The 22,319-nt window shown below is 49.1% G+C and carries 18 protein-coding genes; 8 read left to right on the top strand and 10 right to left on the bottom strand.

Going from position 1 to position 22,319, the window contains the following annotated elements:
• Positions 1–132 precede the first annotated feature (132 nt).
• On the top strand, positions 133–864 hold the full coding sequence (locus FHT67_RS13715) for a suppressor of fused domain protein (protein WP_132311110.1): 732 nt from the start codon (positions 133–135) through the stop codon (positions 862–864).
• A 61-nt stretch (positions 865–925) separates the two neighbouring features.
• On the opposite strand, the gene FHT67_RS13710 is transcribed toward FHT67_RS13715, so the two are convergent.
• From FHT67_RS13710 to FHT67_RS13685, 6 genes are all read right to left on the bottom strand, one after another.
• Positions 926–1,555 (bottom strand): nuclear transport factor 2 family protein, encoded by a 630-nt coding sequence (locus FHT67_RS13710; protein ID WP_132311112.1) that lies wholly within the window; start codon positions 1,553–1,555, stop codon positions 926–928.
• A gap of 112 nt (positions 1,556–1,667) precedes the next feature.
• Complete coding sequence (locus tag FHT67_RS13705) at positions 1,668–2,927, bottom strand: RNA polymerase sigma factor (RefSeq protein WP_167198967.1); 1,260 nt, start codon at positions 2,925–2,927, stop codon at positions 1,668–1,670.
• Between the two features lie 10 nt (positions 2,928–2,937).
• Positions 2,938–3,282 carry a YciI family protein gene (locus FHT67_RS13700; protein WP_132311116.1) on the bottom strand — a complete coding sequence of 115 codons (345 nt, stop codon included), beginning with the start codon at positions 3,280–3,282 and terminating at the stop codon, positions 2,938–2,940.
• 228 nt (positions 3,283–3,510) lie between these two features.
• Complete coding sequence (locus FHT67_RS13695; protein ID WP_167198965.1) at positions 3,511–5,625, bottom strand: GMC family oxidoreductase; 2,115 nt, start codon at positions 5,623–5,625, stop codon at positions 3,511–3,513.
• 149 nt (positions 5,626–5,774) lie between these two features.
• Positions 5,775–7,133 carry a YheC/YheD family endospore coat-associated protein gene (locus FHT67_RS13690; protein ID WP_167198962.1) on the bottom strand — a complete coding sequence of 453 codons (1,359 nt, stop codon included), beginning with the start codon at positions 7,131–7,133 and terminating at the stop codon, positions 5,775–5,777.
• A gap of 2 nt (positions 7,134–7,135) precedes the next feature.
• Entirely contained in the window at positions 7,136–8,284 is a 1,149-nt protein-coding gene (locus FHT67_RS13685; RefSeq protein WP_167198959.1) for a YheC/YheD family endospore coat-associated protein, read from the bottom strand.
• 342 nt (positions 8,285–8,626) lie between these two features.
• Here FHT67_RS13685 and FHT67_RS13680 point away from each other — a divergent pair, with 342 nt between their 5' ends.
• A complete protein-coding gene (locus FHT67_RS13680; protein WP_167198955.1) occupies positions 8,627–9,697 on the top strand; it encodes a YheC/YheD family protein in 1,071 nt (356 codons plus the stop codon).
• A 445-nt stretch (positions 9,698–10,142) separates the two neighbouring features.
• Entirely contained in the window at positions 10,143–11,480 is a 1,338-nt protein-coding gene (locus FHT67_RS13675; RefSeq protein WP_208403284.1) for a GMC oxidoreductase, read from the top strand.
• 58 nt (positions 11,481–11,538) lie between these two features.
• Here the strand turns inward: FHT67_RS13675 and FHT67_RS13670 are convergent, their stop codons facing one another.
• Positions 11,539–12,249 (bottom strand): ThuA domain-containing protein, encoded by a 711-nt coding sequence (locus tag FHT67_RS13670; RefSeq protein ID WP_167198952.1) that lies wholly within the window; start codon positions 12,247–12,249, stop codon positions 11,539–11,541.
• 202 nt (positions 12,250–12,451) lie between these two features.
• Between FHT67_RS13670 and FHT67_RS13665 the strand changes: the two genes are divergently transcribed.
• The 4 genes from FHT67_RS13665 to FHT67_RS13650 are packed head-to-tail and all read left to right on the top strand — an operon-like array spanning position 12,452 to position 16,512.
• The gene (locus tag FHT67_RS13665; protein WP_132311474.1) at positions 12,452–13,969 is read left to right on the top strand and encodes a spore germination protein; all 1,518 of its coding nucleotides are present in this window, start codon (positions 12,452–12,454) and stop codon (positions 13,967–13,969) included.
• 18 nt (positions 13,970–13,987) lie between these two features.
• A complete protein-coding gene (locus FHT67_RS13660) occupies positions 13,988–15,142 on the top strand; it encodes a Ger(x)C family spore germination protein (RefSeq protein ID WP_167198949.1) in 1,155 nt (384 codons plus the stop codon).
• A gap of 15 nt (positions 15,143–15,157) precedes the next feature.
• Positions 15,158–15,403, top strand: a complete 246-nt coding sequence (locus tag FHT67_RS13655; protein ID WP_132311131.1) for a hypothetical protein — start codon at positions 15,158–15,160, stop codon at positions 15,401–15,403.
• The gene (locus FHT67_RS13650) at positions 15,400–16,512 is read left to right on the top strand and encodes a GerAB/ArcD/ProY family transporter (protein ID WP_167198944.1); all 1,113 of its coding nucleotides are present in this window, start codon (positions 15,400–15,402) and stop codon (positions 16,510–16,512) included. Before FHT67_RS13655 ends, FHT67_RS13650 begins: the two co-directional genes overlap by 4 nt.
• 404 nt (positions 16,513–16,916) lie before the next feature.
• Here FHT67_RS13650 and FHT67_RS13645 read toward each other — a convergent pair whose 3' ends face one another.
• Together FHT67_RS13645 and FHT67_RS13640 are read right to left on the bottom strand one after the other, a co-directional pair.
• The gene (locus FHT67_RS13645) at positions 16,917–17,957 is read right to left on the bottom strand and encodes an NADH:flavin oxidoreductase (RefSeq protein WP_167198941.1); all 1,041 of its coding nucleotides are present in this window, start codon (positions 17,955–17,957) and stop codon (positions 16,917–16,919) included.
• A 146-nt stretch (positions 17,958–18,103) separates the two neighbouring features.
• Complete coding sequence (locus tag FHT67_RS13640; RefSeq protein WP_167198938.1) at positions 18,104–18,997, bottom strand: AraC family transcriptional regulator; 894 nt, start codon at positions 18,995–18,997, stop codon at positions 18,104–18,106.
• Positions 18,998–19,150: 153 nt separating this feature from the next.
• Here FHT67_RS13640 and FHT67_RS13635 point away from each other — a divergent pair, with 153 nt between their 5' ends.
• Entirely contained in the window at positions 19,151–19,984 is an 834-nt protein-coding gene (locus FHT67_RS13635; protein WP_167198935.1) for a phytanoyl-CoA dioxygenase family protein, read from the top strand.
• A 285-nt stretch (positions 19,985–20,269) separates the two neighbouring features.
• Here FHT67_RS13635 and FHT67_RS13630 read toward each other — a convergent pair whose 3' ends face one another.
• A complete protein-coding gene (locus tag FHT67_RS13630; protein WP_167198933.1) occupies positions 20,270–21,838 on the bottom strand; it encodes a TIR domain-containing protein in 1,569 nt (522 codons plus the stop codon).
• Positions 21,839–22,319: the final 481 nt, after the last annotated feature.

The following is a 22,319-nucleotide window of genomic DNA, read 5'->3' as shown; positions in this document are numbered from 1 at the left end:
ATTCCTTGCCAGGAGGGTGGATCGCTGCTCCGAATTCTTCCCTGCTTTTCCTATGCTTGAGAAACTAAATATTCCCAAAAATAAAACCATTTCGTATGATAGTTTTATATCTTTCATTTAAAAGGAGCTCCTATGACCATAGAAGAACGATCGCCCGCAGGAAGTATTATTTACCGCCATAAAGAGGCAGACAGGCCTTTCACCCCGGCAAGAGGCGATGAAGAAACGATTGAACTCATCACTCAGCATGTCGAACGGCATATCGGTCCGGTTGAGGCCGTATTTCATGAAATTATATCCGATCTTATCCATCTTGATATTTTGTACGTCGCTCCAACAAAAGAAAAAAATTACATTACCCTGGTAACCTGCGGAATGAGCAGCCTGCCTATGACCGTCCCCGATGGAGCCGAAGCATTCCGATACGCAGAACTCATGATCTGTCTCCCTGCTGATTGGCAAATGTCTGAAAAAAGCTTCGAGGATGAGAACAACTATTGGCCTATTAGATGCCTCAAAATGCTTGCCCGCCTTCCTCATGAGTACAACACGTGGTTTTATACCGATCATACGATTCCAAACGGCGATCCTGCCGAGCCTTATGCCGAATCCACGAAGCTGTCCGGTATGATGATTACCATCCCTTCAACCGTAGAATCTCTTGAAGAGTTCTTTACGCTCAAGGCATCAGAGAGCAAAGAGGTCCACTTCTTTAGTTTGACCCCTCTTTACAACGATGAAATGAACTACAAGCTCAAGCATGGAGCGGATGCCTTGCTGGCAAAGCTGGAAAAATCCGAAATAAAGCAAATTATCGATCCTAGGCGCAAAAACACCTGCAAGAAGCTGTTTGGCTTGTTCTAGCGAGAAACAGGGATAGACGAAGGACCGGTTAAGCCCTCTGGAAGGGGGTTCCGGCCCTCGTTTATTTTTGCACATGAACAATGTGATAGAAGAAGCTGTCTTGCAAATAATAGGATGTTTCCAAGTATCCCCTCACCGTAACTTGCTCCGATACCCTCAGATCGTAATTATTCGTATCCAGGAACAGCATGGCATGCGACGAATCACCGACGACATAGGCGGTTTGTCCGTCGATTCGGTTAACTTCAAGCACAGTCCCCGAAATTATTCTGGCGATATGGTTAACTTTCCACTGTCCAGCGACCTGCTCTAAGAGATAGGTGACCTTATTTTCGCTTCTGTTGCTGAATTTGCGGTTAACTGTAAGACTTACCGTCTGTTTCGGGCGGAGCTCTTCAACCTCGAGAATTTCGTATTTACGAAGGGAGGCTCTCTCCTTCTCGATACTTTCAAGCCGTTCTTTCATGGACTCTACCGGAATGTTCTGGAGAGGATGCTGCATAGTGGCATAGTAGACTTCCCGGATAAAAGCCGATGTGACATAACGGCTATGCGCGCTTACGGAGTTAAAATGATTCAAATAATCGGTTGCCGCCGTTTCCAAACCAGGGTGAATCGCGCGAAGCTTCTCCGAAGCCTCCTTATTAAAGATTTGTTTGACGGAAAGCAGTTTTTGGATGAGTCCCAGCATGTAATGGCCCCTAAGCTTAAAAGTTATTTTATTCCAAAAGTATTATCGGCAATCGTCCTGCCTATTTGAAGGGAGTATATGGCGTTCACGCAATCATAATAAAAATACATCGTTATAACGCAGAATCGCCATACGAACCGCTAAGCTTTGACGAATAGATCTCCATTGCGCGCTGGTGCAAGAACTGTTTCACGGAAAGGTCTTCGCAAAGACCAATTGCACGGCTATAAGCGCCTTGGGCCTCTTCGACATTTTCCGTTACCCTATAAAGATGAGCCAATAGCGCCCAATAAGGCTGGTAGCTGTCTCTTTTCACTGGAGGTATCGCTCCAAGAAGCGCCAGTCCTTCCCTTGGACCGTAGGCCTCCGCAACAGCAGCCGCGCGTCCCACAAGAATCCCAAGAGTTGGGCTCAATTGGCTCAGCCCCTCATACAACAAAGCGATTTCCTTCCATTCCGTACGTCCGGTCCGCGCCCGCTGAGCGTGAACCGACTGAATAGCGGCCATCAGCTGAAATCGTCCGATTCGGCCGGATCGCGCGGCTTTATGCAGACAATACTCTGCCTCTGTTATTAGGGGGACGGACCAGCGCGAGGTATCCTGCTCGCTTAGCGGAACATAGTTCCCTGTATCGTCGCGGCGGGCTTTTTGCCGCGCTTCGCAATGCAGCATAAGCGCAAGAAGCCCCTGTGCTTCGGGTTCATCAGGCATATACGCGGCAAGGAGCCTTCCCAGATAAACAGCCTCATCCACTAAACCTCTACGCCGCGAATCCACGCCTGCCAGATCATCCCAGCCATTGCCATAGGCCGCATAAATCGAATCCAGCACAGCGTCCAAGCGTTGTGGCAATTCTTCAACGTCAGGCATGGTAAAGGTTAGGCGGTCTCTGCGGATTTTTGCTTTGGCGCGTGTAAGCCGCTGCCCCATCGTAGAGGGCTTTACCACAAAGGCGGACGCAATGCGGGAGGCATCGATGCCAAGCACGAGCTGCAGCATTAACGGCGTGCGGACGGACGGATCGATCTCGGGATGCGAGCACAAGAACAACATCTTCAGCCGTTCATCGGGAAAGGCTGGGGAATCCATCTGCTCAGCTTCCTCCGACATGGCGATCAGAGCCGAATAAGCTTTTTCGGAAACACGTTCACGGCGGAGGCGATCCGTAAGACGCCGCCTGCCCACCATAAGCAGCCAGGCCTCCGGTTTATCCGGAACCCCCTTCTTCGGCCAAGATTCCAAAGCGGAGACGAGGGCATCCGCAAGCGCGTCTTCAACCGCCTCCAGATCGCGCCAATCCGCGGCCAGATAGGAGAGGATTCGGCCATACGAGTCGCGAACGGTATTTTCGATCGTCCGGTAAGTATCCATCTTGCTCCTTCTACATGGCCGGGAGATTTTGTCTTACTTCAACGGCGTTTACGGGAGCGCGGGCCGCCCACTCCAGTGCCGCATCCAAATCCGGCACGTCGATAACGAATAATCCGCCAAGCTGTTCTTTCGTTTCGGTAAAGGGGCCATCCTGCACGAAAATCGTTCCGTCATTTCGCTTTAAGGTCGCGGCCGTCTCCGGCGCATGTAGTCCAAACCCGGTAACAACAACTCCGGAATCACGCAGGGCATGAACATAATGCGACCAGCCTGCCAAATATTCCTGCTGTTTCTCAGGATCCTTGCGGGCGGCGAAATCCTCCGTGCTTTCAAAAAACATCAGCGTAAAATGCATGCTTCAAGCTCCTCTCATCGATCACTTATTTGCCTCACGTACTTATGTCGATCTCGGAATGCGGATTTCTACAATTAACGATAAAAATCCACCAAAAGATACGGGTAAGCCATATGGGTCCGTTTTATTTTTAGCACATAAAAGGGCCGCAACAGTCTGCCATCTGCAGCCTGTTACAGCCCATTCCTATGTTCGAAACGGCTTTTTCACGTCTTGGGCAGCCGGCCTCTAGCCCAGCTTCACCAAATTGTCCGCCGTGCGGAAAGCCAAAGCCATAATCGTGAGCACCGGATTTACTCCGCCGTTCGTCACGTGAACGGAACCATCGCTCACCCACAGATTGTCGTATCCGTGCACGCGGCCAGACGGATCGGTGACGGATGTCTCGGGATCATTCCCCATGCGCAGCGTGCCCGCTTGATGCTGACCCGCGCTTAAGCCCCCGCCCGGCTTGGTCTGCCAGACTTCGCGTGCTCCGGCAGCCCACAGCCACTTCTCCGCCTGCTCTCCAAGCACAGCCGCAGCCCGAAGGGACTCGGGATGAACGCTGCCGGACAAGGAAGCAACCGGTATGCCAAAACGGTCCTTTACCGACTTCGACAGCTGCACTCTGGAGTCGGGGTTAGGGATTTCCTGAATGGGTCCTTGAATTTGGCTCGTGCGCAAGAAGGTATCGCGCATTGTTTCCTTGCCCTTCATCCCCCATCTCGCCGCATTCGGCGAAAGCGCCCGATACCAATGAATAAGAGGCAGCCGGGTAAACTCGTTCGCGAGCAGCCCTCCCCCGATAATCCCCAAATGGCTATGTTCCGTATTAAAAGTGGCTATGCTGACTCCTGGACCAAGGCCGTCTTGAACCACCTCGTCAAAAATCCCGTAAGCGCCGGAATAAACATGACCCTGCAGGTTTCTTCCCACTTGGCCGTTCCGGTTGCCGACTCCGTCCGGCTCTGAAGCGCTGGCGGAGTTAAGCAGGAGCCGCGCGCTTTCAATCGCTCCCGCGGCAACGATCACATGCCCCGCCCGTATTTGCCGGCGCTGGACCGAACCTTCCAATTCCTGCACCAGACGAACTCCGGTTGCATGTTTTCCTCCCTCGGTATCTATGTACTCGACAACAGTATCGCAGATCAGATCGCAATTACCCGTAGCGACCGCTCTTACCAGCATCGTATTATGCCCGCCGTTTTTGCTGTTCGTTGGACAGGCGAATCCCACGCATTGACCGCATCTGCCGCAAGCCTGCCGGCCATCCCTTTCAACCGAGTTGATAAGAAGCGGTACGGCCCCGGAATGCCAGCCCAGCTTTTGGGCAGCACGGGCTAACCGTTCGGCTTCCAGCGTCATAGGCATCGCGGGCATAGGATACGGACCGTGGCGCCTGCCTCTTCCAGGATGGGCGCTTCCATTTCCCGATACGCCAACCTCCCATTCCGCCCGCTGGTAATAGGGCTCAAGATCCTCGTAAGAGATCGGCCAGTCGGCAAGCGAGCTGCCTTCCGGTACCCCGTAACGGCTTGCCATACGAAAATCTATCGTATGAAACCGCCACGCCTGCGCCCCATATACCCTCGTTCCTCCGCCAACCGTCATTGCATTATTGTGGTAATCGCCATCAATAGGCAGCGTAATTCGCTCGCTGCCGTCCGCCATAACAAACGTGCGAGGGTTTCCTTCCAGGCCCGGCCCCGTGTTATGCCCGTATTTGCTAATCCGGTGATTCCGCAGGTGATCCCTGCCAACCTGATCGTATTTCAGCCAGCTTCCGCGCTCGACAACAAGCACCTGCATGCCCGACTCGGCCAAGACAGCCGCAGCTACGGAACCCCCGGCTCCAGCCCCGATCACAACCGCATCGTATCGGTCCCGCAGCTGCTCAAGCGTTTTATGCGGAAAGTCGGCCTCAAGAGCCGGCGCGCTAGCTTCCGCCACAGGGCCAGGACGAAAGCCTATCATTTCCCACGACTTTCCTTCTCTATTCCCTCCGGCTTCGGGAGTTCCATAATAACCTTCAGCTGATAGATTCAATAACGTATCAAAAAATAGCTTGGACGAAACAGGCCAGTCCGGGTAGGCACCGGATTCCGCCTTTTGCAGCAATTGATCTTGCTCATCGGTCAATAAATCCGGAAACGGCTTCCCATGAAGCCTTGTGGCTTCCTCTTGCAAGGAGCGGAGTCCGGGTTCAATCACCTTCGCCCAGACAGCAGCGTCTTGCTCGGCATAACGTTCCAAATAGGTTAAGACTCCCGCATCGCTTGCTGAAGGCCAATCATCGCCTGGAATCATCCGGTCCGTAATCGCTTTCAAAAGAGCATCCAAATGCAAATGATCTTGACTCATTTCCCTAATCCCTCCCTGTTTCTAGCTGCTTTCATCATAAACCTCTATACGTATGGCATTCAAGCATCTTTCTCTTGCTCTGCGGTCTTGTCCCAGAAAGAATAAAGCGAAAAAAGGAGGTCTGGCGATGAGGCCCTCCTTTTCTCGCTTTAATTAGAAGCTTTGAAGCCGGTGAGTGCGTTGGCGTACAGCAATGGCTTAGCAACTTGCTTCAGGTATAGGTCCCTCTGCTTGGCATACAACGCCAGATGATGATCGGGTAAAATGTTCACTTCGAGCACATAAATATGACCGTTTTTATCCACCATCACATCGACGCCAATATCGGCGTAATTCCCGCCTTTGGAATCGAATATTTTGCACGCCTTGGTGCAGATCTCGATCATTCGTTGCTGCGTCCGCAGCGACTGACTTCGGCTATAGCCATAGGTACCTTGCAAAGCATTTAAACCTTTGCTTGCAAAGCCGGCGGAGGTGAAGTTCGTAACGATGCCGTTTTTCTTGCCGAACCTTGCGATGACACCCGTACAGGACCACTGAAGCTGTTCGTTTTTTTGCATAATCACTCTGAAGTCGATGCCTCTGCCGCCCTGTCGTTTCATTTCTATCCCTTGCTGCACGATATATTGATGCTCCCGCAGGAGATTCGCTAGAAAACCGGCTGCTTCCTTGGACCCTACGGATACGATTCGATAAGGACTGGCCTTTTTATTATTTTCGGGGTAAATGAACTGATAGCCATCCCCTTTGCGAACCGCCTTTATTATCCCCCTGGCCATAGATTCCATCGTAGGCTTCAAATAAACGGCTTTATAGCGGGATAACAACTCATCCAAATCCTTGCGGCTCTGCAGCCTTCTCGTATGAGGCAAATGCTTGCGGATCGCCGGATGCGGGGAAAGCCATTTCCACAACTTCCATTTGTTGAAATGGTCGCCAAGGAAATAACCGTTGAACAGACGCGGGCCAAGCACCCGTTTGAGAGCTCTATAAGTGGGCAGGTTCAGCGCTGCTCTTCGATATAAAGCGGAAGGATACGGGAAAGTGCCAAGGGTCCAATTCGGCTTCGCGCCTCCCGGAGTATAATAGTACCCTCGAATCTTTTTCGTTTGCAAGGAAATATCGTCTGCCCGGCAAATATAGATTAAGCCCTGTATCTGAGAATAGGGACGTAAGTAATCATTGTAATTCTTTACTTTCTCCATGGTAATAGCAGCCCCAGGTTTAAACGCGACGATGCCCAGTACTGGACCGATATGGACGTTATTCCCCTTGACCAATACCTTATATTTCAGAGGAGGAAGGCTATACCCCTCCAGCATTTGCGACGAAATACCGATTGTATCGCTTGGCAGGCTTTGAGATACTCTCACCTTTAGTTGTCTGTTCCAAGCCCCGAAATACACCTTGACGGTGGACGGCCTGCCCGCGAATTTCCGCAAAAAAGCTTGGTTGACGTGTAAGCTGTCTTTCTCCGCATGATTCAGCTTTTTAACATACATCGCCATGATCACGGCCTTCCTTTCAACGGATGGCTTGTGCCGAAGCCGGCTAGTTTTTTGGCGTACAGCATATTCGCTTTAATCGTCCGGTGGAACATTTGTGTCTCTCCTGCGTCCAAAGCGATCGTATGATTGGGATCATTATGATTAACCTCGATAATCCATAATTTATTCCGTGTATCCAGAGCAAAGTCAAAGCCCAGATTAGCGGCATGATAACCCGATGACGCCAGCTGCTTCGCAATAGTTCGAGCAATCTTTTCCATCCTGAGGCAAGTTGCTCCAGCTTCGGCTTCTCCCTTATGCAGAATCCTTCGAAGCGCCCGTTTACCCTCCATGGCTGTTCCGCCTTTGGATATGTTGCTTACAATGGACCTTCGAGGTCCGAGCCTTGCGATAATCCCCATCCGCTTCCATTTCCCCCGCCCATCTTTCACGAGGATTAACCGGAAATCGATGAGACGCTCCTGGGAGGAGACCAGCTTTATACTTTCTTGAATCAGATAGCCGGATTGATGATTTTGTTTGCGAAGGAATTGGCCTAGCTCCCGCACATTGCCAAAAACCTTCTTCAACGAGCCTTTATACGTAACCGTAATTTTAGTATCTTGTTTGGACACTTTGAGAATATGACTCCCGAATGATCCTTGTACCGGCTTCATATAGACCTCATCGCTTTGCTCAAGCATTCGGGTAATGTCCTGCGGACTCTGATACAGAATGGTTCTGGGCAGATGGGTTCTAACGCTTCCGTTCCGGGAGAGAAGCTTGTGCATGCTCCATTTATCCAGTCGAAAGTTATTAAAGACGGTTCTTCCAAGGCTCTGTTGAAAATGGGCCATTAACGGCGTACTGGTTAACGATTTATTCAGGATGGACGAGGGATACCGGTATTGGCCATATATCCATGTCTTTTTTACAGGTGAATACATAAACCCTCGAATCGTCTTCGTCCGAGGTTGAACATCATTCGGGGAAAACGCTAGCAATGCGCCGTTTACGTGACGGTGCGTCTTCGCGTAATGGAGTAAATTTTTAAAGGGAAGACTGCCCTTTATCTTATCCACAAGAAGACCGATATAAGGGCCTACGATCAGCGTATTACCATCCTTACGGACTTGAAATTGTCCTTCTGCCGGTATCTTTAATTGTTTCATGCATGCATCATGGACGAGCATTTGGCCTTGCGGAACCTTCTCTGAGGTCATCAATTTCATTGGAATGGTCGTAACACCGAATTGGAGAAAGAGACTTTGGTTTCGGGATAAATTCCACTTCTTCAGGAATGTTGAAGCGACCAGGACCGTATCAGGCGGTAGAGAGGCACGACTGCGAATCTTGATCATGGTTGGGATACTTTCCTTCCATTAAGAATCAGCTATGCATTAGTCTATTATTCGTGTTCTACAGTGTTACTTTGTTGATCATAATTGGGCCTTGTGTCCTTTTCATCCTTGATTCATACACTGAAATAAAATCAAGGAGGGGAGGCTTTATTTGTGGCAACAATCGGAATCATGTGGGATCGGATGAATAAGGACGTTTTTAAATGGCAGGCCAAGGCCATCCGAGCAGCCGGGTTTGACAAGTTGTTATTGTTTAAGCCCGACCATGTCGATCGACGATATCGAACTATTGCCGGATGGGTCTATGAGAATAATCAATGGCGTTATGAGCCAAAATCCCCGTATCCTTCTATCATCTACGATCGCGGCATCTATAGCGGCCGAATGCTCAAGGAAGCTAGACAAGTGAAAGAAACCACCGGCATTCCTTTTGCGGGGGATTGGCTGGGAAACGATAAATGGACGATTCACAAACACCTCTCGGTAAATACAAAGCTTCGTCCCTATCTCATCCCTACTCTGCTCTTAAGCCATGATCAAGCCGTGCATACGATGCTTCATAAATATAAAAAGGCCATTATTAAACCTCTTGGCACCCACAAAGGAACGGGCATATTGAAGCTTTCCTATTTGAACGGGAAATATGTGATAGAGGAAAATAGAAGGAAAAGCATCCACTTATCTAAAGAGGGATTGCATGGGAAGCTTGCTCAGCTGCGCAGAAAGAGGAATTATCTCGTTCAAAGATGGGTAGATATAACCGATGCTGCGAATAGAGTCTACGATATTCGCGTACTCATTCAGAAAAATGAACTTGGACAATGGCATCTGACCGGGATGGGCGTACGTTTGGGGAAAGCAGGAAACATTACATCAAATCTAGCTACTGAAGGCAGCGCGAAGGAGATTATCTCTTTCTTATCCAAACAATTCGGCCATGCGCGGGCATTACGGCTTGAGCAAAAGCTTCGGGAGCTGGCCTTTGAAATAGCTGCACAGCTGGAACGATCCTTCCAAAAACGGCTGGTCGAGCTTGGCCTTGATTTCGGGATTGACCGTCAGTCCCATATCTGGATCATCGAGGCTAACGCCATACCCGGCAAAGAGGTGTTTAAGCGGGCCGCATCTCCAAAAGTGTTCAAACAAAGCCTGCAGCTTCCGATTTATTATGCGGGCTTTCTGCATAGGAAGCTTTCGGGGGGAAAAACTCGGCGCAAGCAATGAATGGCATTGCCGGAATAATAGCTACGATGAAGAAGTTCATGCTGATGGGCGATACTATCCTGCTTGTAACGATTATTCGAGGTTGCAGTCACTAGCCCCAGACAACAATCCAAGCGCCCCTTTAATACGTTCACCGAAAAGCGTATATATATTAATAATCATTGACGACCACAACCGGGGTGAACACATGAAGATTTGGGTGGCCAAGGAAAGAGATACCCTTAGAAGCATAGCTCAACATTGGGAGGTTGACGTGCATGATCTCCTCTTCATCAATCCGCATATAACGAACCCGGAAATGATTATTCAAGGCATGATTGTCAACATCCCCGAGCTTAATGCGCGCCCTCAGGCAAGGGTCACCCCCTTGCCTGTCCCCGTGTGCCCTATAGCCCAACCTGTCAGGCTTCTCGACCAATGGGTGCCCCTGACACCCTTGTCCGAAATGGAACAAGCTGAATATGATGTCCTTATTATCGGTACCGGTATCGGCGGCACTGCCGCGTTATGGAGACTCTGCGAACAGTTAGGCAAAAGCTCCATTAGAATCGGGATTATCGATCGGGGCGGATTGCTGCTGCCTACAAACGCGTTAAACACTCCGACACTATCCAATTGGAATAATATGATGAAATATTACTTAAGTCCGGCCATTACGGAGCCAATAGGCGACCTTCTGCCTGAATATTCAGGGTTGAGAATGGTGTATGCTCTCGGAGGAAGGACACTATTCTGGGCGGGTACTACACCCCGAATTCCTCCTTTTGAATTTGCGAACTGGCCGATCACCTACAAAGAAATCGAGCCCTATTACAATCTCGCAGAGCAGGCCATGCAAGTAAACCGATATAGCTCGCCCTACAATCAACTTCTGCTAAGACGGCTTTGGCAAGGGGGGTACCCCGAGTCGGGATTAGTACCGGAAGCGGTAGACCGCAACGGCTTCAGCGTACTTTTCAGCTCTCTTAACTTCCTTGGGGAAGCCTTACGTCTTGGAAACTTTGATTTAGCCGTTAATGCCAGAGCCGTCCGGATCCTGACCAATGGGCGGAGCGTCACCGGCGTAAAAGTGATGTCTCCGGATAAAACATCGCATTTGCTAAGAGCAAGGACCGTAATTGTAGCAGGAAGCTCATTCGAAACTCCACGGCTGCTGCTCTCCTCAGGGATTCCGGGAAGAGCGATCGGGCATTATCTGATCAACCATTCTTATATGAAATCTCAGGGAACCTTGAAACCGGAGGACACGGCCGAAGGCATGGTATCTCTATTCATTCCTCAGACGGAGAATCGTCCTTATCAGTTTAAAATCGGTGGAACGAAGACGTACTTGGAGTTCGATGTCTCGGGCAGAATCGTTCCACGCTTTGACAATTACGTCTGCTTGGATCCGAGCAGAACGGATGACTACGGCATTCCAAGCTTCCGGGTGAATTTCTCCTACAATGATGAGGATAAAGCCGTTATGGCGCAGATGGTTAAAGCCATCCGTCAAGTCGCTTCCGTCATGAAAATGAATCTGACCCCTGCATCCGACCGGCCAGAGATATGCATCTGGCCTCCGGGAGCGGAGAACCATGATGCCGGAACATGCCGTATGGGAGATGACCCGGCGACATCGGCAACGGATCGCAATGGCCAAATTCATGGGATATCCGGTCTTTACGTGGCGGATAATAGTCTAATTCCTTCATTCGGTCCGGTGAATCCGACCTTAACTACCGGAGCATTGGCTATACGTACGGCAGACCATATCATTAAGCAATTTAAAGCAGTAAAATGAACAGCGAACCCCCCGGACATCCGCGTCTATGCGGATCCGGGGTTCTTTTTCAATTATCCTACCTTGCCGCCCATACCATGCCCCGCCGAATCATCTCCGTTATCTGAGGAACTAACACGATATCCGGGGAATGGCCCGGCGTGAGCACATAAACTTTGCCCTTCCCATACATCTTCCACCACGCGACGGGCATCGTGACCGGTCTCCATACGAGAGGAGGATTCACTCTGTCGAAGCAAGTGACGGCCAGCACTTGTATGGAAGGATCCATCAGCACGTAGAACTGCTCCGTCATCCTCAGGACAAAATTGCCAATACCGATGACAAGCGGGTTGTATGGGTCCGTCATGCAAACGCTGTAAGTCGCCCCTTGCTCGCCGGGGTGCGCGATGAACTGTCCCCCGATCATTCCCTGATACCTGACTTCGCCGCGGAATGCGTCGACGATTCCGCCGTGAATCCCTGCGATTCCCGTCCCGCTGGCAACCGCATTCAGCAAATTGTCCAGCTGTTGTCCGGTAATCGTCCCGAGCGTCCATACGGGTACGATCAAATCCGTTCGTTTCAGCTTCTCCATGTCCAGAAACACATCAAGCGTATCGGATACCTCCACTATAAAATGTTCCTGCCGCAATATCTGAGCCAGTATCCCGGCCACCTCGCGCGGATCATGCCCAGGGTAACCGCCCTGCACGATTAAAGCGCTCTTGCGTTCCAAGCTCTGCCAAGGACGCGCCGAACCTGCCCCGAAGGCCTGCGAATGGTTCATGACAGCCCTTCCCTCCAGTATTTTCTCCCGACCAATTTATGCGGTGATGTATCGGCCTATGATCTACATCTCGAATGCATATTTATTTCCATTGATTGCATAATAACACCAGGTGGTGGTCTATATGCCAGATATTCCGGGAAGCGACATTGGCAATACGACAACGAATCAAAACGGAGACGTTGTAAATCGTGAAATACAGATGCAAAAACCAAATCAAACCGCCAAGCCGGCGAAGCCGATATCCAAGCAGCTTGAAGTTAACCGCCAACTGCTGGAAGAGGTCTTCAAGAGCTGCAGCGATTTGACTTACTTGGCTTGGAAGTTCGGTCCGAATATGTCGCGGCACGCGCTATCCGTCTACTTCGGCACCATCATCCAGAAAAAGCAGCTCAATTATATGAAATCCGTGCTCCAGGATCTAGTGACGCACGAGGTTGGTCCTGGGACGGAAGTGACAACGGAAAGCATCATTCAATATTTCGAAGATGACGTCGTTTCTGCCGAGTCGGCAAGTCTGGAAAATGATTTCGAAACGCTCGTGGATCATATTCTGGACGGAAATCTGGTCATTTTCTTCGAAGGCTGGGACAAAGCAATTGTGTTCCAGGCTTCGGGCCTAGAGACAAGGCAGATCACCGAGCCGACCAGCGAATCCGTCGTTCAAGGACCACGGGAAAGCACGGTCGAGAATATGAATATAAACATCGGCTTGCTTCGGATCCGCTTGAAGAGTCCGTTGTTTAAGCTGGAAATGTTAAACTCGGGCGGCGAGACCCGGACGAAGATTGCATATTGCTATCTGGAGGGAAGCGTCGACCCGGAAATGCTGGCCGAATTCAAAGAACGCATGGAAGAAACGAAATCGATGGAAGTGCTGGAGACCTCCTATGTCGAGGAATTAATCCAAGACTCGACGTATTCGCCATTTCCCCAGTTTCGCGTTACAGAGCGGCCGGACGTGGCGGTCGCCGCATTACTTGACGGCAAAATCGTCGTGCTGGTACAGGGAACCGGGACCATGCTCCTTTGTCCGGGGCTGTTTATAGAGCTGCTGCAGTCGAGCGAAGATTATTATCAGCGCACCGTCTATTCGAGTTTAATCCGCTGGCTTCGCGTCCTCGCGTTTTTCATGGCTTTGACGCTGCCTAGCATTTACATCGCCGTGACGACATTTCATTCCGAAATGATTCCTACGGTGCTGCTGCTGACGATATTGGATTCCCGCGAAGGCATTCCGTTCCCGGCATTCATTGAAGCGCTGATCATGGAATTTTTCTTCGAGCTGCTTCGCGAAGCCGGAATCCGGCTTCCCCGCCCTGTCGGTTCCGCCGTTAGCATCGTTGGCGCCCTCGTCGTCGGCGAGGCAGCCATCAACGCCGGCCTCGCTTCGCCGATGATGGTCATTATCGTCGCGTTGACGGGGATTGCCTCATTCGCGATTCCCCAGTATAACATGGCGATTGCCTTGCGAATCCTTAGATTTCCATTAATGGCGCTTTCAGCCTCGTTTGGAGGATTTGGGCTGCTGTGCGGGCTTTTGGCGATATTATGGCATATGGTGACGCTGCGTTCATTGGGACAGCCCTTTCTGGGCACGCTGCAGCCGTTCAGTCCGCGCCAGCTGCTCGATACGTTCGTCCGCGCACCCATTAAGTACATGGACCGCTCGCCTCGCAGCAAACAGGCTTCCAAACCGGCGCCGCAACATTCCGAATAGCAAAGGAATGATGGCTTGATGAAATGGCTGCAGCAGATTCTTGTTCTTTGGCTTGCCACTATGATTCTTACCGGATGCTGGAACAGATCCGAATTGCCGCAGAAAGGGTTTATTCTGGGAGCCGCGATTGATCAGATCAAGCCGGATAAAATCAAGCTTGCTGTCCAGATCTATAAACCGGGGCAAAAGGCCGGTGTTCAAGGAGGCAAACAGGCCGAGCCTTATGTCAATATCGAAACCAAAAGCGAGTCCGTATTTGACGCCGTTCGCGACATTACGCTTCATCTAGGACGGAAAGCCCAGTGGAGCCATATTCGGGTCATTATTATCGATGATGAAACGGCTGGTAAAACACCTCTTCTTTCGCTTCTCGATGAGTTTTACCGCGACCATGAAACGCGTATGAGCACGAAAGTGGTGATCTCACAAGGAAATGCAAGCAAGTACCTTGAGATTAAACCTCTTATCGAGCAAACCGTCACCCATCAGATGAACCGGATGCAAGAAATAGGACTCCGCGAATCGGGGAAAGTTCCTGCTGTCAATCTGCTTCAGCTGGCACAGGCTCTCAAAAGCCAGGTTCCCGACACTGTCCTTCCGTACGCAATAGAACGGAAAGGAGGCGTAATCCTGCCGGGCGCTGCCATGATTAAGGACGGCAAGATGATCGGGACGCTTACCGGCAGCCAGACCGAGAATATTCTTATGCTCACGAATCAATTCAAGCACGGGGCTCTGCGACTTCCTTGCGAACCGTCCGGCAATAATACGAAGCCGAAGGTTGAAGCGGTTGAAACGCACACCATACGGACGAAAATTACTCCCGTTCTGAATCCGGACAAACTTAAAGTGAACGTGAAGGTTCTGATCATCGGCAACATCAGCGAGTTGAAGTGCAGCAGATTGGACAAGCCCGAAGACGAGATCCATTTCCAGCAAAGATTGAAGGAGGAGATGGAAAAAAAGCTGATGGAAACGATCCGGGTCACGCAGGAACAGCAAATCGACTTGATCGGGTTAGGCAATTCACTCTACCGCAACCATACGAAGGTGTGGAAGGAGTGGAAAAAAACATGGCGTGAACGTTACGCGGAAGCCGACTTTGAAATCGAGGTTACGGCCGATATTACCCATACGTTAACGACAGTGGGGAAACCGGTCAGCGCCAAGTAATCCAGGAGGATACAGATGCTGGAAAAAATCATTGTTCTGATGATAAGCTACGTCCTTGCGCTTGTCACGGATATCCATAATCTGCGCGATGCTCAGATTCGCCCCAAGATCATCTATTTCGGGATTATCGCGATTTCGCTGTATCTTAGCACCGATTATCTCATTAAACCCGAATTACCGGATATCCATACGCTTGTCGATCTCACCTTGACCCGTCCGGCCAAAATGATCGTTGAGTTTCTTACCGTGAAGCCGATATGAAGAAGCTTGAGACCATCAGCATTTCACAAATGGCGATATTATATTTCGCTTATGTCACCGGATCGGCCAAGATCGTCATCCCGGGTCCGCTCATTTCAATGGCATTTAATGCGGCATGGCTGTCGATCCTCATTTCGGCTTCCTTCGGCGCCCTGCTGCTCCTCATCATTTTTTATTTGCATGACAAGAATCCCGGATTGACGTTAATTGCCATAAGCAACAAGACGATCGGCCGCTGGCCTACCGTAATCTTGGCCTGCGCCATGCTGACAATGGCGCTGCATATGGCATCCGGCATCATTATTGACGTTTCGACTTTTATGACCAGCATGATGCTGCCTGAGACGCCGAACTACATATTCATGGGGATGCTCTACTTTCTTGCCGCGCTGCTCTTGCGGTCAGGCATCGAACCAATGGCCCGGATGTTCAGTATTTTAATCGTGTTCGTTATGGCGTTTTGGGCCATTGTGCTGCTCCTCCTGATTCCGCAATATCACCCGGAGTTTCTGCGTCCGGTTTTTCCTGTAGGCATTAAGCCTGCGCTGCTCGGAGCCTATTCAACAGCCGGATTCCCGTATGGAGAGGTGGTTCTGTTCGCCATGCTGCTGCCTTTTTCAAGGGCGAAACAGACGAAGCCGCTCAAGAAGGCCCTTTTCTGGGCCCTGCTGGCGAACGCGGCCACATTGATCATCTCGACCCTTTGTACGATTATGGAGCTCGGACCGATGGCTACGGAGAAGAGGTTCTCCGTATTTGTCATCGCGCAAATGATCGAAGTCGGCGATATCATTGAGCGGGTCGAAGCCGTTATAGGGTTAGCCTTGATAGCCGGTTCTTTGATGAAGGCGACGATTACGCTTTATGCGATTCAACTCATCATAACCGAGCTGTTCAAGCTGAAAAACGACCGTCTGCTGACCAACCCGATCTGTCTTGCGGTCTTCTTGCTGGCCTTAACGATGCCGAGTAACACCAAACGATGGGAGGAGCTGGTATTTATCGTGCATCCGCTTTGGGTTGCCGTTGTCTATGTGCTTCCGCTTCTAATCATTGCAGGGGTTGCTGCCGTCAAGGAGCTTTTCAGTGAGCCGCAGCATTCTTCTTAGCCACTTTGTCATTGTATCCGGATCGGTGGCTAAAGAGACTTGCAAGAACGCTGACAAGACATTTTGTCAGTGTTGATCTTCTGTCGATTAATCTCATCTTGTATTAATCATTTTGTCTTTATGTTAGGGGCTGGGTAAGCAACACCACAATGACGAGGTAGATCCGGCCCTTTTTGTGTCTGCATTGAGAGAATACGAGCGGACTTCGGTTGACCCACCATATAAGTACTTTGTGAGAGCAAGCGTTGACTCCTTGTCGACTTCGACGATCTTCGAGCACAACGCAAAGAAGTACATCGCCAAATGAACGATGTACTCTGAGTCGCATACTTCTATACCATTTAAGCCTTTTCCTCAATCGCTCCAGCTGCAGAATCTGCTCCGGATTACAACATACGCTTCTTTTAGAATAATGTCTTCAGCGCTTCAGGCGTGAACGGCACCAATTCAGTCAATTTACCTTCACGGATTTTGCTGGCCCATGCTGGGTCAACCAGCAGTGCCCTGCCAATCGCCACCAGATCAAATTCATCATTTTCGAGCTTTTGCACAAGACCTTCAATTCCTGTATTCGCAGAGCTTTTTCCTTCCGTGAAGAAGGTCATGAAATCACTGTCGAGTCCAACCGAGCCGACGGTAATCGTCGGTTTACCAGTGATCCGTTTCACCCAGCCCGCAAGATTCAAATCTGATCCGGCAAATTCAGGCTCCCAGTACCGGCGGGTCGAGCAATGGAAAATATCCACGCCGGCATCCACCAGCGGTTTCAGAAATTGCTCCAGCTCTTCAGGATTATAAGCCAGCTTCACGGTGTATTCCCTTTCTTTCCACTGCGAAAGCCGCAGCACAATCGGGAAATCGGGCCCAACAGCTTCGCGGCAAGCCCGGACGACCTCTTCGGCGAAACGGGTGCGGGCCACCAGACTGCCTCCGTAGCGGTCCGTACGCTGATTGCTTTTCTCCCAGAAGAACTGGTCGATTAAATAGCCGTGCGCTCCGTGAAGCTCTATGCCGTCGAAGCCGATCCTCTTAGCTTCAAAAGCCGCGTCGGCGAATGCTTGGACGATAGCGGTAATCTCCGCTTCAGAATAGTCATTCACTTGCTTCTTCGTGCCCATATGCCAAATTTGCGGCATAATTTTGCCTCCTGCAGCATGAACCTCGGCTGCGACGTTAGCCCATCCTTTTAAAGCTTCTTCACCATAAAAATGGGGCACATCCTTGGAGTTTGAGGAATCGGGATGATTCACCACCGTTCCTTCGGTTATGATAAGGCCTACATTATTCTCGGCTCTCCGGCGGTAATAAGCGGCAACATCCGCTCCAGGCACCCCATTCGGAGACATAGCGCGGGTCATAGGCGCCATCACAATGCGATTGGCCAGTGTAAGCTGCCCAAGAGTAAACGGTCGGAACAAGGATTGTACGGCTGTAGAAGTTGACAATGTTTTTACCCCCGATCAAGAGTTGGATGTTATTAAAATTAGTAAACCGACATGGGTAAACGGATTCTCGTTAGGAGATCCAATCGATATACTTTTAGAATAACATAGGATACCGTAACGTCGGTAATCGATGCATCGAGTTTGGACTATCCATTTTTGAATTCCGTAGGCGTCAGACCGGTCCCCTCTTTAAAATTGCGGGAGAAATAATGGACGCTGGCGTAGCCAAGCCGCTCTGCGATCACATCCATCTTCTCGCCGCTCAGCAGGTAATATTTCGCTTTACGGATACGTTCGTTGATGAGATATTGCTTCGGGCTATCTCCGGTACATTTGCGAAACAGCGATGAGAAATAAATGACGTGATAGCCGCATAGAGCAGCCAGCTCATTTACGGTCCAGTTCTTCTCCGGCTGCTCGTTGATCGCCTGGAGGGCAGGATCAATCTTGTCCTGTTCCGGTGACCTCGGACGCGTCGTCAGCTGACTGCGGACAAGCGTAGTAATTAGCTCTGTCATTAACGATCGCAGCAAGATGCGGTAGCCCGGCTGCTCGTTCATGTATTCTTTTACAATCCGCATCAGGATCGGTTTGAGGTCAGGCTTGGTGAAGAAAGGCGGCAGCTCCAGCAGCTCTTTGTTTGGGAGCTCGAGCTTGTAGCTGGGACGGATACTGGCCTTAAGCTTCTCCTCGCTGCAGGCTTCAATCGAGAATGCGGGATGGACAGGCTCTGGCGACGGCTGCCGGTAAGCAAAATGGATGCCGATGAAGACGGCACCCGTTCGAGCGATAATCCGATGCGGACAATGGGGTCCGTACAACGCGCTGTCTCCTGCTGCCAGCGTATATTGCTCTTGGCCGATACTTATCTCGGCTTCGCCCGAGAGCAGGCAGAATAGCTGATAGTCCGGGATGATGCGAGGCCCCCATTGCTCTGCGGCAGGCACTTCGGCATGGCTTGCAAAATTAACCGTTGGCTGCAGGTCATCGATAGAGCCCAGGACGATATCCGGAATGGAATGCAGCGAGTCTTGAAACATACGGCGAAATCACCTCATGACAGGAATGATCCAGGATATTTGAAAAGTGCAAAGACCTGTTTCGTATCTGTAAATACACCGCTTATAAACTCCGCTATGCTTAGCACATCAAGCCATAACGCAAGTTCGATTGATTATTAAGGAGGAGTTGTTATGTTAAGTCAAGCACAAATCGCGGAGTTTGAAAACAACGGTTTTCTAAAAGGCGGGGTCGTGTTGAACGACGACCAGGTAGAGGAACTTCGCGAGGAGCTGGATAAGGTGATGAACGGCGAGACCGTCAATAAGCCTGTCTTGAATCGCAACATGCTGGATTCGGATTCCCCTTATGACAATATGAAAATGATCACAAGCGAGAGTGTCGTCCAGATCGTGAATATCTGGCTCGCCAGCGATCGTTTCCTCCAGCATGCCGCGCATTCGGTCATCTGCGAGGAAGTGGCGCAGCTGTGCCATTCCAATTCGCTTCGCATCTGGCATGACCAAGTGCAATATAAGCCGCCGATTACAGGCGGACCTACGAACTGGCACCAGGATCATCCGCTATGGCCGATCATCCAGCCTGCCGATCTCGTCAGCGCATGGGTCGCGCTTGACGACGCCGTCATCGAGAACGGCTGCATGTGGATGGTGCCGGGCAGCCACAAATGGGGCAATCACCAGCGCTATCTGGCGAACACGCCGGACTTCATGCCGTACCATCAACAACCGGAGATGCTGCCGAACAACGCGGTCGTAAATGCCGTGCCGTTCGAGATCAAGAAAGGCCAAGTGGGATACCACCACTGCCTGACTTGGCACGGCAGCCCGAACAACCGCTCCGAGATGAAGCGCCGCGCCATCGCCGTGCACTACATGCCGGGCCACACCCGCTACGAGCCCGTAGGCGAGCACGTCATGCTCTCCTACGTCAACGTAAAGCCGGGCGAGCTGCTTGTGGGTGATCATTTTCCAGAGGTGTACCGGAAGCAAGGGGTACAGATTTAACGATTTTCAGGCGGGAGCCGCGCGGATGCGCGGCTTTTTGTTTTGTAGTGCTCACTTTCTAATACCTTCTGTTGATCTAACTTTGCAACAAAGCATAAAAAATACAGAGCAGCGGCATACACCTCGCCGTGCTCTGTATCTCATCTTCTGTTCAACTCCGCTCTTACTCTTCCCCAACCTTAATCAGATTCCCCTCATAGGAGATACAATCACTCCAGTTGAGGAATCCGATTACTCTCTGGCTACAGCTCCAACCGACATTCAATTAAATTAAATAACCTTTTCTTAAAAAAAGGATAATTGTCCACCTTCATTTTCAATAAGCTGAATCCCTTTTCCCATATTCTTTGTCGCAACTCCAGCAGCACTAGTGCTTCTAAAATCAGCAAGCTTCTTTAACAGAGTGCTAACTATATATGATATTTGCTCTTCAAAATCTTCATTTCGCTTAAACTCAATTCCCCCGACACTAGCTGAAGAATCAAACAAACCAACAGGAGCAGTATTAAACCAAATTGGTATAACGCTGCCTTCCCCAAACCGATCCTTAAATTGTTGCGATTCGAATTTAGTCCATATTCTTTTGGGATAATCTGTCCCCAATAATACCACCACAAACTGTGCTTCACTTCGATAAATTGGACCAAGGTATTCCTCAACATTTTCAGCTAATATTCTATGTTGTTCATTTTTGTCATAGAATATAGATACTTCTTCTTCAGATAAATATTTAAATAGTGCCTCAGCAACATCACGATCACTTCCTGCAAAAGACAGAGCAAAATCATAAGTTGACTTAAAATTAATTGTTTTATAACCAACTTGAACGGCAAATTTCTTCCATTGTATGTTTCGAATATAGTAAACAAATTTGGGATCCTCAACACTCACTACATTTGTGTTGGAATCATAATGTAGACACTCAGAAAACATTTTTGAATAGTCCCCATCAAGAAAACTCTGTAAATACCCCTTATCCATAACAGTTGTAACGCTACTTCTATGTTGAGGATAGTCACGAACAGCCTGGTTTAAATCCAAGGCCAGTTCGTTGCTAATAGCTAGCCAATAAAGTATATGAAGGTATGGTGCTCTTCCATCTTTTCGAAGTTTTGGCCCAGTTGCAAAGTTTCGTGCCGTTTCATAGAATGCTCTTCCTAACTCTTCAAACACTTTTTGTTTAATTATTTCAAAGCTTGTACTAATCGTAGTCTCTTCATCTCTTGCTTCAAGAATTTCTGCATGTAGACAAAGTTCCTTGCAAAGCATTTGAGCAATATGAAAGCTTCCTTGTGCTTCTCTTGCAATATCATGCTTAGTATTAATCTGAATTTTTAATTCCCTTTCACCTTTATTAATTAATTCCAAAACCTTTTCCTCAGGATTCGATTCAAACCTAATTGTATCAATTCTGTTATTTAAGTCCTTTGCAAATTTAACTAAAGAGTCTCCAGCTTTATTGATACCAACTATTACAATTTTTGTGTTGGATGACTCTTCGTCTGCCAGTGTCTTCATGTAGTCTGCAATTGAACTTTTAGTATCTGCATCAAGACGATGAAAATCATCAATTATGATAATCCCCTCAGGTTCAACGGTTGGAACTTCTTTTATTGTAATAATGTCTTTTGCTTTTCTTGCCGTTAATTTAGTAACTGGCATATTACTTCCTAACTCTTCCAAACCTTTAGTTATACTAGATGTTTTCCCAATCCCGGAAGGACCCTCAACTACTAGCCCTTTACCCTGTGTCCTTAAGGAAACAAGTAACTTTGGAAACTCTATTGGTTTTACAAACGTAACTGTCGGCACTCCAGAATCTTTAAATACCTCTTCTAAAAATGGTCTTGGCATTTTTTTCTCCCCATTTTCCAGATAATAAATTCATCATAATTTACAGTTGTTTACTTTACAAGATAAAACAATTTTCACTAATGTTTCATTTCAAACCTTTGTCTATTACCAAGAACCCGCCTTGTTGACAATTTCCTCAAACTTTTTAATTACGTCATCATATGCCTCTATAATTTTACTAAAGTGACACTAATAGTTCTGCTATTTCTCGAACCTGATTTATTTCCCATTATCCATGTAGTTATATCTTTTTTATAATTATCCTTTAAACACATTAATTGATCTTTCTTCAAGATTTAAATGAGTAAATAATTGTTTGTATTCTAAGTCTCTGAGATATAAATAAGTAAAGAATTCAGCTATAATCTAGCTTAACAAGTCTAAATTGGACTCCGTGTTGATTTCAGCGTATAAAAAATACAGAGCACCGGCATCTCTCTCGCCGTTCTCTGTATCTAATCTCGCATTATACTTTTTCTTA

The sequence above is a fragment of the Paenibacillus sp. BK720 genome (assembly GCF_011761545.1).
GTDB lineage: Bacteria > Bacillota > Bacilli > Paenibacillales > Paenibacillaceae > Pristimantibacillus.
Note: the sequence above shows the minus strand (reverse complement) of the source record. Positions and strands in the feature narration are given on the sequence as shown.